This window comes from Streptomyces sp. DSM 116793 (assembly GCF_057320905.1).
In genome coordinates this window covers 2156581-2170549 of sequence record NZ_CM170494.1, presented here as the reverse complement: position 1 = coordinate 2170549, position 13969 = coordinate 2156581, and the positions used below count along the sequence as shown (strand labels likewise).

Annotated in this window: 10 protein-coding genes; all 10 read left to right on the top strand. The window is 72.8% G+C overall.

The annotated features are described in order from the left end of the window. The first annotated feature begins 138 nt into the window (after positions 1-138). Positions 139-2001: a translation elongation factor 4 gene (gene lepA, locus ACSMXW_RS09060; RefSeq protein WP_485805060.1), complete on the top strand. Its 1863-nt coding sequence runs from the start codon at positions 139-141 to the stop codon at positions 1999-2001. 703 nt (positions 2002-2704) lie between these two features. Further along, positions 2705-4600: an AMP-dependent synthetase/ligase gene (locus ACSMXW_RS09055; RefSeq protein ID WP_485805058.1), complete on the top strand. Its 1896-nt coding sequence runs from the start codon at positions 2705-2707 to the stop codon at positions 4598-4600. A 526-nt stretch (positions 4601-5126) separates the two neighbouring features. Continuing rightward, positions 5127-6359, top strand: a complete 1233-nt coding sequence (gene hemW, locus ACSMXW_RS09050) for a radical SAM family heme chaperone HemW (RefSeq protein WP_485805056.1) — start codon at positions 5127-5129, stop codon at positions 6357-6359. Between the two features lie 354 nt (positions 6360-6713). After that, positions 6714-7703 carry an MBL fold metallo-hydrolase gene (locus ACSMXW_RS09045; protein WP_485805054.1) on the top strand — a complete coding sequence of 330 codons (990 nt, stop codon included), beginning with the start codon at positions 6714-6716 and terminating at the stop codon, positions 7701-7703. A gap of 34 nt (positions 7704-7737) precedes the next feature. Next, on the top strand, positions 7738-8547 hold the full coding sequence (locus ACSMXW_RS09040) for a DUF3097 domain-containing protein (protein ID WP_485805052.1): 810 nt from the start codon (positions 7738-7740) through the stop codon (positions 8545-8547). Between the two features lie 520 nt (positions 8548-9067). After that, entirely contained in the window at positions 9068-10084 is a 1017-nt protein-coding gene (gene hrcA, locus ACSMXW_RS09035) for a heat-inducible transcriptional repressor HrcA (protein WP_485805050.1), read from the top strand. After that, positions 10085-11224, top strand: coding sequence for a molecular chaperone DnaJ (gene dnaJ, locus ACSMXW_RS09030; protein ID WP_485805048.1), 1140 nt, complete (start codon positions 10085-10087; stop codon positions 11222-11224). A 78-nt stretch (positions 11225-11302) separates the two neighbouring features. Then, positions 11303-12451 (top strand): nitronate monooxygenase, encoded by a 1149-nt coding sequence (locus tag ACSMXW_RS09025; RefSeq protein ID WP_485805046.1) that lies wholly within the window; start codon positions 11303-11305, stop codon positions 12449-12451. Continuing rightward, positions 12448-13248: a 16S rRNA (uracil(1498)-N(3))-methyltransferase gene (locus ACSMXW_RS09020; protein ID WP_485805044.1), complete on the top strand. Its 801-nt coding sequence runs from the start codon at positions 12448-12450 to the stop codon at positions 13246-13248. The genes ACSMXW_RS09025 and ACSMXW_RS09020 overlap by 4 nt, the downstream gene beginning before the upstream one ends. A 253-nt stretch (positions 13249-13501) precedes the next feature. Next, the gene (locus ACSMXW_RS09015) at positions 13502-13894 is read left to right on the top strand and encodes a VOC family protein (RefSeq protein WP_485805042.1); all 393 of its coding nucleotides are present in this window, start codon (positions 13502-13504) and stop codon (positions 13892-13894) included. Positions 13895-13969: the final 75 nt, after the last annotated feature.

Sequence of the window (13969 nt, the reverse complement as noted above, 5' to 3'; positions counted from 1 at the left end):
CAGCGGTCCAGGCTAGCAGCCGGTGTCCAAGCGGCCCAAACCGGTCGCAGTGCCCGGCCCGTGGGACGATGGGGGCTACGTATCGATCTGCCCTCGAACTCAGCAGAGGCATGGAAGCCTCAAGAGACAGGACCCTGCGTGCCCGCGACCACTGACCATGTGCCTGAGCCGAGCCGTACCGACCCGGCTCTGATCCGCAATTTCTGCATCATCGCGCACATCGACCACGGCAAGTCCACCCTCGCCGACCGGATGCTCCAGCTCACCGGCGTGGTCGAGCAGCGGCAGATGCGCGCCCAGTATCTCGACCGGATGGACATCGAGCGCGAGCGCGGCATCACGATCAAGTCCCAGGCCGTCCGGCTGCCCTGGGCCCCCACCGAGGGCCCCGAGCAGGGCAGGACGCACATCCTGAACATGATCGACACCCCCGGCCACGTGGACTTCACCTACGAGGTCTCACGCTCCCTCGCGGCCTGCGAGGGCACGATCCTGCTCGTCGACGCCGCCCAGGGCATCGAGGCCCAGACCCTCGCCAACCTCTACCTGGCGATGGAGAACGACCTCACCATCATCCCGGTCCTCAACAAGATCGACCTGCCCGCCGCGCAGCCGGAGAAGTTCTCCGAGGAGCTGGCCAACCTCGTGGGGTGCGAGCCCGACGACGTCCTCAAGGTCTCCGCGAAGACCGGCCTCGGCGTGGAGGCGCTGCTCGACAAGGTGGTCGCCGAGATCCCCGCGCCGGTCGGCGTAATCGACGCGCCCGCCCGCGCCATGATCTTCGACTCGGTCTACGACTCGTACCGCGGCGTCGTGACGTACGTCCGTGTCGTCGACGGACAGCTCAACAAGCGCGAGCGGATCCGGATGATGTCCACCGGCGCCACCCACGAGCTGCTGGAGATCGGCACGAACTCCCCGGAGATGCTGCCCGCGGACGGGCTGGGCGTCGGCGAGGTGGGCTATCTGATCACCGGTGTGAAGGACGTCCGGCAGTCCAAGGTCGGTGACACGATCACCGCCCAGTCCAAGGGCGCCGACACGCCGCTGGGCGGGTACAAGGACCCCAAGCCGATGGTCTTCTCCGGCCTGTATCCGCTGGACGGCTCGGACTACCCCGAGCTGCGCGAGGCCCTGGACAAGCTCCAGCTGAACGACGCCGCGCTGGTCTACGAGCCGGAGACGTCCGCGGCGCTCGGCTTCGGGTTCCGCGTCGGCTTCCTCGGACTGCTCCACCTGGACGTGGTGCGGGAACGGCTGGAGCGCGAGTTCGGCCTGGACCTGATCGCCACCGCGCCGAACGTCGTCTACCGCGTCCTCATGGAGGACGGGAGCGAGCACACGGTCACCAATCCGAGTGAGTTTCCCGAGGGAAAGATCGCAGAGGTCTACGAGCCGGTGGTGCGGGCCACGATCCTCGCCCCGAGCGAGTTCATCGGCGCGATCATGGAACTCTGCCAGGCCCGGCGCGGTGTGATGCTCGGCATGGACTACCTCTCCGAGGACCGGGTGGAGATCCGCTACACCCTGCCGCTCGCCGAGATCGTCTTCGACTTCTTCGACCAGCTCAAGTCCAAGACCCGCGGGTACGCCTCGCTGGACTACGAGCCCACCGGCGAGCAGAACGCGCAGCTGGTGAAGGTCGACATCCTGCTGCACGGCGACAAGGTCGACGCGTTCTCCGCGATCACCCACCGGGACCACGCGTACGCGTACGGGGTGCGGCTGGTCGCCAAGCTCAAGGAGCTCATCCCGAGGCAGAACTTCGAGGTGCCCGTCCAGGCCGCGATCGGCTCCCGGGTCATCGCCAGGGAGACCATCCGGGCCATCCGCAAGGACGTCCTCGCCAAGTGCTACGGCGGTGACATCTCGCGTAAGCGGAAGCTGCTGGAGAAGCAGAAGGAGGGCAAGAAGCGGATGAAGATGGTGGGGTCCGTGGAGGTGCCGCAGGAGGCGTTCATCGCGGTCCTGTCGAGCGACGACGGGGGCAAGAAGAAGTAGGGAGCGGCCGGGGTCGGTGGTGCGGTTCGTGGGGGAGCGGCGTTGTGTGCCCGGCCGCGGCTTCGGTCCCGACTCCGGCTTCGTCCCGGCTCCTGCCCGGCTTCGGTCTACCCCGGCTTCGGTCCTGCCCCGGCTTCGGTTCTGCCCCGGCCCGCGTCCAGTCCCCGCACTGGCGCCGGTCCGGCCCGCGTCCGGTGACTGACCTGGCGCCGGTCCGGCACTCCGGTACCTGGTCCGACTCCGTCCGGCCCGGCTCCGACTCCGTCCGGCCCGGCTCCGGGGCCGGGTGACGTTCCGCGTCCGCCCGTCTCCTGTTTGCGGCCTCGTCGCCGCGTCCGCCGCCGCGCGGCTTCCCCTGCGTGACTGTGCCCTCGGGCCGGTGGTGTGCCTGCCTCGTCGTGGTCGGTCGCGCAGTTCCCAGCGCCCTCTTCAGAGCGGCTCACCGGAGGGCGAGGCCGCCCCAGGGTGCTCGGGAGTGGGTCGGTAGCACACGAGCGCCGGGGCAGGTGTGCGCAAATGCGGGACTGTCTGCGAAGAGTCGGAGTGCCGTGTAAAGAGACCGGTCATGGCCTCTTACGCGGGGCGCGACTCCCCTCTACCCTGATGCCCACTCGGTAGTTACTCGTGAGTTAAACAAGCACCCAAGCCGCGGGCAGTCAGCCGCCCAGCCGAGACGCACACTGTCGCGGGCCCGGAGGAAGTCGTGAGCGACGCACAGACCCTGATCGAGAACCGGCCGCCGTCGGTGGCAAACGTCTTCCTGGAGCGCGTGGCGGCCACGCCCGACAAGGAGGCCTTCCGGTACCCGGTCCCGCCCGCCTCCGGCACGGGGCCCGACGACTGGAAGTCGCTGAGCTGGGCGCAGACGGCCGACCGGGTGTCCGCCATAGCCGCCGGGCTGATAGAACTCGGCGTCCAGCCCGAGGAGCGCGTGGCGCTCGCCTCCACCACCCGGATCGAGTGGGTCCTCACCGACCTCGGCATCCTCTGCGCCGGCGCGGCCACCACCACGATCTACCCGCAGACGAACGCCGACGAGTCCGCGTTCATCCTCTCCGACTCCGGCAGCAGGGTGCTGGTCGCCGAGGACGCCGACCAGCTCGCCAAGGCGCGGGAGCGGCGCGCCGACCTGCCCGGGCTCGCCCATGTGGTGGTGATCGACCCGCGCGGCATCCGGGACGCGGCCCCCGCCGACGAGCCCGACGGCTGGCTGATCACCCTGGACGAGGTGGAGGCGCGTGGCGCCGCCCGTCTGGAGAAGGAGCCCGACCTCATCAGGAAGCGGGTCTCGGCGATCACCGCCGACCAGCTCGCCACCCTCATCTACACCTCCGGCACCACCGGCCGCCCGAAGGGCGTGCGGCTGGCGCACGACAGCTGGTCCTACATGGCCAAGGCCATCGCCGCCACCGGCCTGATCTACCCGGACGACGTGCAGTACCTGTGGCTGCCGCTCGCGCATGTCTTCGGCAAGGTGCTCACCAGCGGGCAGGTCGAGGTCGGGCACGTCACCGCGGTGGACGGCCGGGTCGACAAGATCATCGAGAATCTGCCGGTGGTGCGGCCCACGTACATGGCCGCGGTGCCGCGCATCTTCGAGAAGGTCTACAACGGCGTGGCGGCCAAGGCACGGGCAGGCGGGCCCGCCAAGTACAAGATCTTCCAGTGGGCCGCCGGGGTGGCCCGCGAGTACGCGAAGGTCACCCAGGACACCTACCGGCGCACGGGCAGGGCCTCCGCCCCGTTCGGCCTGAGCGCCAAGCACAAGGTCGCGGACGCCCTCGTCTACGGCAAACTGCGCGAGGCCTTCGGCGGCCGGATGCGGGCCTGCGTCTCCGGCTCCGCCGCGCTCGCCCCCGAGATCGGCTACTTCTTCGCCGGGGCGGGGGTGCACATCCTGGAGGGCTACGGCCTCACGGAGTCGTCCGCCGCGTCCCTGGTCAACCCCGGCGAGGCGTACCGCACCGGCACGGTCGGCAAGCCGCTGCCCGGCACGGAGGTCCGGATCGCCGACGACGGCGAGATCCTGCTCCGCGGGCCCGGAATCATGCAGGGCTACCACGGGCTGCCGGAGAAGACACAGGAGGTGCTGGAGCCCGACGGCTGGTTCCACACCGGCGACATCGGCGAGCTCTCGCCCGACGGTTACCTGCGCATCACGGACCGCAAGAAGGACCTGATCAAGACCTCCGGGGGCAAGTACGTCGCGCCGGCCGAGGTGGAGGGGCAGTTCAAGGCGGTCTGCCCGTTCGTGTCCAACATCCTGGTGCACGGTGCCGACCGGAACTTCTGCTCCGCGCTGATCGCGCTCGACGAGCCCTCGATCATGGAGTGGGCGAACGAGCACGGGCTCGCGGGCAAGTCGTATGCGGAGGTGGCGGCGGCGCCGGCGACGGTGGCGCTCATCGACGGGTATGTGCAGCGGCTCAACGAGGGGTTGCAGCGGTGGCAGGCCATCAGGAAGTTCCGGCTGCTGCCGCGGGATCTGGACATCGAGCACGGGGAGTTGACGCCGAGTCTCAAGTTGAAGCGGCCTGTGGTGGAGCGGGAGTACCGGCATCTCATCGATGAGATGTACGCGGGAGCGCGCGAGGCCTGACCCCTCGCGCTTTCACCTCCCTGTGGGCGCCCGCCCCGGAGTCGTCCGCCTCCCCCTTGGGGGGCGGTCCGGCTGGGGCGCGCCCCTGTGCCCCCTTCGGCCGGCTGGCGTCCTGCGGCCCGCCGCGGCCGTTCGCGCAGTTCCCCGCGCCCCCCGCGCCCCTTTTCGGGGCGCCTGCAGCGCCATCCACGGCCCTGCCGCTTGCGGTGGGTGGTGATCTCCTGGTCGTGCTTGGTTGTTCGCGCAGTTCCCCGCGCCCCCTTTCGGGGCGCCTGCGGCGCCGTCCATGGGGCGTGCCGCTTGCGGTGGGTGTGATCTGCCGGTCGTCCTGGGCTGGTCGCGCGGTTCCCCGCGCCCCCTGGCGGGGGCGAGGCCCGTTATGGCGCCGCAGGCGCCCCGAAAAGGGGCGCGGGGAACTGCGCGACCAGCCACGACGGGGTCGCACGTGGCCACTGCCCTGAGGGGCAGGTTGGCGCCGTAGGCGCCAGGGGCGAGGACCGCCGACGCATACGGGACAATGGCACGTATGCCTTCCGTACTGCCCGACGGCGAGCCCGTACCCGAGGACGGGGCACTCCCGCCCGGCGCCCTCCACGAAGGCGCCGGGCGCCCGCTCGGCTTCTACCTGCACGTGCCGTACTGCGCCACCCGCTGCGGCTACTGCGACTTCAACACCTACACCGCGACCGAGCTGCGCGGCACCGGCGGCGTGCTCGCCTCGCGGGACAACTACGCGGGCACGCTGACCGACGAGGTCCGCCTGGCCCGCAAGGTGCTCGGCGACGACCCGCGCCCGGTGCGCACCGTCTTCGTCGGCGGCGGCACCCCGACCCTGCTCGCCGCGGACGACCTCGTCCGGATGCTGGACGCGATCCGGTCGGAGTTCGGGCTCACGGACGACGCGGAGATCACCACGGAGGCCAACCCGGAGTCCGTCGACCCCGCCTACCTGGCCCGGCTGCGGGCCGGCGGCTTCAACCGGATCTCCTTCGGGATGCAGAGCGCCCGCCAGCACGTCCTGGACGTGCTGGACCGCCGGCACACCCCGGGCCGCCCCGAGGCGTGCGTGGCCGAGGCACGCGCCGCCGGGTTCGCACACGTGAACCTCGACCTGATCTACGGCACACCGGGGGAGTCCGACGACGACTGGCGGGCCTCCCTGGACGCGGCGATCGGCGCCGGACCGGACCACGTCTCGGCCTATGCGCTGATCGTCGAGGAGGGCACGGGACTGGCGCGCTGGATCCGCCGGGGCGAGATTCCGGTGACGGACGACGACGAGCACGCGGACCGCTACCTGATCGCCGACGACGTGCTCTCGGCGGCCGGCTTCGAGTGGTACGAGGTGTCGAACTGGGCGGCGTCCCCGGCGGGCCGCTGCCTGCACAACGAGCTGTACTGGCGCGGGGCCGACTGGTGGGGCGCCGGGCCCGGGGCGCACAGCCACGTCGGCGGGGTGCGGTGGTGGAACGTCAAGCACCCCGGCGCGTACGCGGCGCGGCTGGCCGCCGGGCGGTCACCCGGCGCCGGGCGTGAGGTGCTCACCGCGGAGGACCGGCGGGTCGAGCGGATCCTCCTGGAACTGCGGCTCCGGGACGGCTGCCCCCTCTCCCTGCTGCGCGACGAGGGGGCCGCGGCGGCCCGCCGGGCGGTGTCCGAGGGCCTCCTCGAAGCGGATCCGTACGAGTCCGGCCGTGCGGTACTCACACTCCGCGGCCGGCTGCTGGCCGACGCCGTGGTCAGGGACCTGGTGGACTGAGGCCGACGCCGTGGTCGGGGACCTGGTGGACTGAGGCCGACGCCGTGGTCGGGGACCTGGTGGACTGAGGCCGACGCCGTGATGGCCGGGGACCTGTGTGGACCGGGGCCAGGGGACCGCCCCCCGGCCGGGCGGATGTGGGCATGGAAGGTGTCGTGTGGCGTGGGTATGGGCCGGGCTGCGGGGGGTGAACCCGAGCCGCGGAACGTGTCGTGTGGCGTGGGTATGAGCCGGGCCGCATGGGGGCGACCCCGAGCCGGCGCCGCGTGGGCATGGACCCCGCCGCGTGGGCGTGTGCACGGTCCCGGCGCGGGGTGTGACATGGGACGCGGGTGTGGGCGAGGAGGTGGGTCGGTGCGGGTCGGATGGCGGGACGCCGGCTGGGAGGAGTTGTCGGCGCGGGCGGGACGGTGCCGGCTGCCGGGCTGGGACTGCACCAGCGGACTGGTCGCCGGGCACGGCGCGGCCCTGCTGATCGATGCGGGCTCGACCCTGGCCGAGGGCGCGCGGCTGCGGGCCGCCGCCGAACGGCTGCTCGGCCCCGGCGGCCGGGTGACCCACCTCGCGCTCACCCATCCGCACTTCGACCATGTGCTGGGCGCCCCGGTGTTCGCGGATGCGCAGATCCATACGGCGGCCGGTGCCGGGGCACTGATCGCCGCCGATGCCGATGCCCTGCGCGCCGACGCGGTGCACCACGGCGTGGCACCGGATGCCGCCGCCGAGGCCGCCGCCGCCCTGACCCGCCTGCTACCCGGCACCGCGGACCCCGGCACCGCGGACCCCGGCACCGCGGTCCCCGGCCCCGCGGCCCGGGGTACAGCGACCCCCGCTCCCGGCGACGGCACACCCCGCCCCGCCGCCCCCGGCGTCCCGCCCCCCGGTGCCCCCGGCACCTCCAACACCACACCCCCCGCCACCCTCGCGCCCGACACCGTGGCCCCCCGCACCCCCCGCACCCCCCAGACCGACCCGCCCCACCCCCGCACCGCCGCCCCCACCTGGTACCCCGTCCCCGCCGAGCGGACGCTCGACCTCGGCGGTGGGGTCCGGGTGGTGCTGGTGAACGCCGGGCCGGGGCACACCGCGCACGACCTGGCCGTGCTGGTGCCGGGCGGCGCGGGGGAGCCGGACGTGGTGTTCTGCGGGGACCTCGTGGAGGAGTCCGGAGAGCCGCAGGCCGGCCCGGACGCCGTCCCCGGCCGGTGGCCGGCGGCCCTGGACCGGCTGCTGGCCCTCGGTGGTCCGGACGCCGTCTACGTACCGGGACACGGTGCCGCGGTGAATGCCGGTTTCGTCCGACGGCAGCGTGATCAACTCGCCCTGCGTTTCGGCGTGTCGTGACCGCCGCGCCGCCGCCTCTTCTATCGTCGGCCGAATGCGCCAGTACTCACCGGACCTCACGCCGCCCTGGAAGAAGCAGCAGCCCGCACCCGAGGTGCCCGCGGAGCCGGGGCTCGTGGTGGAGGAGGCGGGGACCGGGTTCTGCGGTGCCGTGATCCGCTGCGAGGCGGGTACGGTCACGCTGGAGGACCGCTTCGGCAAGCACCGCGCGTTTCCCCTGCACCCCCGCGGCTTCCTGCTGGAGGGCAGGCCGGTGACCCTGGTGCGGCCCGCCGCCGGCGCGCCCGCGGGGCGGGCCCGCACCGCCTCCGGGTCCCTCGCCGTGCCGGGCGCCCGGGCCCGCGTCGCCCGTGCGGGGCGCATCTACGTGGAGGGCCGCCACGACGCCGAGCTCGTCGAGAAGGTGTGGGGCGACGACCTGCGCATCGAGGGTGTGGTGGTCGAGTACCTGGAGGGCGTGGACGACCTCCCGGCGATCGTCGAGGCCTTCGGCCCCGGGCCCGGCGCCCGGCTCGGCGTCCTCGTCGACCACCTGCTGCCCGGCACCAAGGAGTCCCGGATCGCGGCGTCCGTGTCCGGTCCGCACGCCCTGGTCGTCGGTCACCCGTACATCGACGTCTGGGAGGCGGTGAAACCGTCCTCCGTGGGCATCCCCGCCTGGCCCCGCGTGCCGCACGGCCAGGACTGGAAGAAGGGCGTCTGCCGTGCGCTCGGCTGGCCGGAGAACACCGGCGCGGCCTGGCAGCGCATCCTGTCCCGGGTGCGCAGCTACAAGGATCTGGAGCCGGCGCTTCTGGGCCGCGTGGAGGAGCTGATCGACTTCGTCACGGCCCCACCGTCGTGAAGGGCCGCGGCCTCTCGGGGCGCCGACCACGCCCCGACACGGGCACGGGGACTTCAGCGACGGGCCCACGGGAAGCCGTCGCCCCGCCGCCGTCCACAGGGGCCGTCCCGGTCGTGGCCGGGCCACCGGCCGGTGGCGGTCGCTCGCGCCCGCGCGGACCTGCTGCCTACACGCCCAGCAGCGGTCCCTCCGCGGCCCGGTCGCTCGCGCCCGCGCGGACGTGGCTGCCGGACACGGCCGCGGCTCGGAGCCTCCCCCACTGCCCTGGCGGTGTGGGAGGGGCCCCAGGACGCGGCCCCGCGCCCCTGTTCGGGCCACGGCGCCGCCGCCTTGCCCCCGCAGCACCCGTGAGCCGTACACTGGGCGAGTAAAAATTGGCACTCCTGAGCGGCGAGTGCCAGGGGGTGACCGGTCCCGGCGAGTCAGGGATGGGCGGGGCCCAGGGTGGGGAGACCGGACGTAGGGGCCGGGTGTGCGAGGCCGGACGAAGGGTCCGGACGGACAGAGCTGGAGGTGCGCGATGCTCAGTGAACGCAGGCTCGAGGTGCTGCGCGCCATCGTCCAGGACTACGTCGGCACCGAGGAGCCGGTGGGCTCCAAGGCGCTCACCGAGCGTCACAACCTCGGCGTCTCACCGGCGACCGTACGCAATGACATGGCCGCCCTGGAGGACGAGGGCTACATCGCCCAGCCGCACACCAGCGCGGGCCGGATCCCCACGGACAAGGGCTACCGCCTCTTCGTGGACAAGCTCGCCGGCGTCAAGCCGATGACCGCGCCGGAGCGCCGCGCCATCCAGAACTTCCTGGACGGCGCCGTGGACCTCGACGACGTCGTGGCCCGCACGGTCCGGCTGCTCGCCCAGCTCACCCGCCAGGTCGCCGTCGTGCAGTACCCGTCGCTGACCCGTTCCACGGTGCGGCACGTGGAGCTGCTGTCGATGGCCCCGGCGCGGCTGATGCTGGTGCTGATCACGGACACCGGCCGGGTCGAGCAGCGCATGGTGGACTGCCCCGCGCCGTTCGGCGAGACCTCGCTCGCCGACCTGCGCGCGAGGCTGAACAGCCGGATCGGCGGCCGTCGCTTCGCGGACGTGCCGCAGCTCGTGCAGGACCTGCCGGAGGCCTTCGAGGCCGAGGACCGCGGCACCGTCCAGACCGTGCTCTCCACCCTGCTGGAGACCCTGGTGGAGGACACCGAGGAGCGGCTGATGATCGGCGGCACCGCCAACCTCACCCGTTTCGGCCATGATTTCCCCCTCACCATCCGGCCGGTGCTGGAGGCCCTTGAGGAGCAGGTCGTGCTCCTCAAGCTGCTCGGCGAGTCCACGGACTCCGGCATGACGGTACGGATCGGTCATGAGAACGCGCACGAGGGACTCAACTCCACGTCCGTGGTCTCGGTCGGCTACGGTTCGGGCTCAGAGGCAGTCGCCAAGCTCGGCGTGGTAGGACCGACCCGCATGGACTACCCGGGAACGATGGGAGCAGTACGCGCAGTGGCACGTTACGTCGGACAGATCCTGGCGGAGTCGTAAGTGGCCACGGATTACTACGCCGTACTAGGCGTACGCCGAGACGCGTCCCAGGACGAGATCAAGAAGGCGTTCCGGCGGCTCGCCCGCGAGCTGCACCCGGACGTCAATCCCGATCCGAAGACGCAGGAGCGGTTCAAGGAGATCAACGCCGCCTACGAGGTGTTGTCGGACCCGCAGAAGAAGCAGGTCTACGACCTCGGCGGGGACCCGCTGTCCCAGACGGGCGGTGCCGGCGGCCCCGGCGGCTTCGGCGCGGGCGGCTTCGGCAACTTCTCCGACATCATGGACGCCTTCTTCGGAACGGCGTCCCAGCGTGGGCCCAGGTCGCGTACGCGGCGCGGCCAGGACGCGATGATAAGGCTGGAGATCGAGCTCAACGAGGCGGCCTTCGGCACCACCAAGGACATCCAGGTCGACACGGCCGTCGTCTGCTCCACCTGCAACGGCGAGGGTGCCGCGCCCGGCACCACGGCGCAGACCTGTGACATGTGCCGTGGCCGCGGCGAGGTCTCGCAGGTCACCCGGTCCTTCCTGGGCCAGGTCATGACCTCCAGGCCCTGCCCGCAGTGCCAGGGCTTCGGCACCGTCGTGCCCACCCCCTGCCCGGAGTGCGCGGGCGACGGCCGCATCCGCTCCCGCCGCACCCTCACCGTCAAGATCCCCGCGGGCGTCGACAACGGCACCCGGATCCAGCTCGCCGGCGAGGGCGAGGTCGGCCCGGGCGGCGGCCCGGCGGGCGACCTCTACGTGGAGATCCACGAACTGCCCCACCAGGTCTTCCAGCGCCGCGGCGACGACCTGCACTGCACGGTCACCATCCCCATGACCGCGGGCGCACTCGGCACCAAGGTGCCGCTGGAGACCCTGGACGGCCTGGAGGAGGTCGACATCCGGCCCGGCACCCAGTCCGGCCAGTCGATCCCGCTGCACGGCCGGGGCATCACCCACCTGCGGGGCGGCGGCCGCGGTGACCTGATCGTGCACGTCGAGGTGCAGACCCCCGCCAAGCTCGACCCCGAGCAGGAGCGACTGCTCAGGGAGCTGGCCAAACTCCGCGGCGAGGAGCGTCCGACCGGACAGTTCCAGCCAGGCCAGCAGGGCCTGTTCTCCCGGCTGAAGGACGCCTTCAACGGCCGATGACGTCGGTCGGTGACCAGGGCATATGCCGTGCGTAAGGCTGGTTTCGGACTTGTGTGGGGGACGTGACACCATGCGGTCATGTCCTCCGCACTGACCGATCTCCTCTCCTCACCGGACGCCCTCCCGATCGTGCAGGCTCCGATGGCGGGCGGCGCCTCCTGTCCGCGGCTGACCGCCGCCGTCTGCGAGGCCGGAGGGCTCGGTTTCCTCGCCGCCGGCTACAAGACCGCCGACGGGATGTACCACGAGATCAAGCAGGTGCGCGGGCTCACCGACCGGCCCTTCGGCGTCAACCTCTTCCTCCCGCAGCCCGAGTACGCGGACCCGGCCGCCATCGACGTCTACCGGGAGCAGCTCGCCGGTGAGGCCTCCTGGTACGAGACGGACCTCGGCGACCCGGACTGCAACCGCGACGACGGCTACGACGCCAAGCTCGCCGTCCTGCTCGACGACCCGGTGCCCGTGGTCTCGTTCACCTTCGGCTGCCCCAAGGACGAGGTGCTCGCCGCCCTCGCCCGGGCCGGCACCGTCACCGTGGTGACCGCCACCACCCCCGAGGAGGCCCGCGCCGCCGAGCAGGCCGGCGCCGACGCGGTCTGCCTCCAGGGCGTCGAGGCGGGCGGCCACCAGGGCACCCACCGCGACCAGCCCGAGCGTGACGGCGCCGGCTACGGGCTGCTCACCCTGGTCGCCGAGGCCCGCGAGGCGGTGCGCGTACCGCTGATCGCCGCGGGCGGGCTGATGCGCGGCACACAGATCGCCGCGGTGCTCGCCGCCGGGGCCGTCGCCGGACAGCTCGGCACGGCCTTCCTCGTCACCCCCGAATCGGGCGCCCACCCGCTGCACAAGGAGGCCGTCACCGGCTCCCTCTTCGCCCATACCGAACTCACCCGCGCCTTCACCGGCCGCCCCGCCCGGAGCCTGGTCAACCGCTTCATGCGGGAGCACGGCCCGTACGCCCCCGCCGCCTATCCGCAGGTGCACCACCTGACCGCGCCGCTGCGCCGCGCCGCCGCGGAGGCCGGCGATCAGCAGGGCATGCCGCTGTGGGCGGGCCAGGGCTACCGGATGTCCCGCGAGCTGCCTGCCGGCCGGCTCGTGGAGGTGCTGGCCGCGGAGCTGGACGACGCCAGGACGGCCGCCTGGGCGCCGCCCCGCAGACCGGGGCACCTCGCACCGCCCGACGCGCCCGCGGACACCGTGGACCACGACGGCGGTGTGGCGTGACGGCGCCCGTCTTCGTCGCCCAAGACCTCGGCGCGCCCGAGGGCGCCGGCTCCCCCGGCGATCCCCTCCCGGCCGCCCCGGGCCCCGCCGAGGGCCCCCGGTACGTGCTCGACGGGCCCGAGGGTCGGCACGCCGTCTCCGTGAAGCGGCTGCGGCCAGGCGAGGAGGCCGTGCTCACGGACGGCGCCGGGCACTGGGCCGCCTGCGTCGTGCTCGGCACCGAGGGCAAGGACCGACTGGTGCTCGGCAGGGGCCCCGTACGCCAGGAACCCGCCCCCGAGCCCCGCATCACCGTCGTCCAGGCCCTGCCCAAGGGCGACCGCGGCGAGCGGGCCGTGGAGACCATGACGGAGACCGGGGTCGACGCGATCGTGCCCTGGTCGGCGGAGCGCTGCGTCACCCAGTGGAAGGGGGAGCGGGGCCTCAAGGCGCTCGGCAAGTGGCGGGCGACCGCCCGCGAGTCCGGGAAGCAGGCGCGCCGGGTGCGGTTCCCGGAGGTCACCGAGGCGATGACGGGCAAGCAGGTGGCGGCGCTGCTGGGGCGCGCCGCCCTGGCCGTCGTGCTGCACGAGGACCCCGGCCACCCCGGGGAGCCGCTGGCCACCACCGCGCTGCCCGCGAGCGGCGAGATCGTGCTCGTCGTCGGCCCGGAGGGCGGTCTGTCTCCCGCGGAACTCGACCTCTTCGGGGAGGCGGGCGCACGTGTCTGCCGACTGGGGCGGACCGTGCTGCGTACGTCCACTGCGGGAACGGCGGCGGCCGCGCTGCTGCTGGGGCGTACGGGGCGCTGGTCGTAGAGCCCGTCCCCTTACCCGGCCCCTCACCCGGCCCCTCATCGGCCGTCGTGGCCGGTCCCGTGCCGGGTCGTCCGGGTCCCGTCGTGGTGGGTGGCTCCCCACCGCCTCAAGGGCGCCGGGGTGCCCCCGGCGCAAGGGTGCCTCCCCCTTGCCGTACGGCGTGGGAGGCGCCCCGGGACACAGTCCAGCGCCCCTTCTCGTGTCGCCCCGTACGATCGGGGCACCCGTACGCCCCGGACACCGAGGAGGCGCCTTGGAACTCGCCCAGGTCAGGCTGCTGGTCTCCGACTTCCCCGCCTGCTACCGCTTCTACGCCGACGTCCTCGGTCTCAAGCCCCAGTCGGGTGCCGTGGACGGCCCCTACGAGAAGTTCAGCCCGGCCGTCGGCTCGGCGGGCGTGGCGCTCCAGGACCGGGTGGCGATGTCCGAGGTGCTCGGTGAGGTGGCCGACGCGGCGACCGGGCACCGTTCCCTCGTGGTGCTCCGCGTCGACGACCTCGACGCCTACTGTGCGGAGATCACCGAGCGCGGCGGCGAGCTGGTGCAGGGGCCCGGACCCATGACCGAGCGGATGCGCGTCGCCCACCTGAAGGACCCCGAGGGAAACCTGGTGGAGCTCCAGGAGTGGCTGCTGATGCGGGGCTGAACGGCTCCCTGACGCGGTCCCGGGGGCCTTTCCGGCGGCCTGGAGTGATCCAAACCGCTGACCAGCACGGTCCGC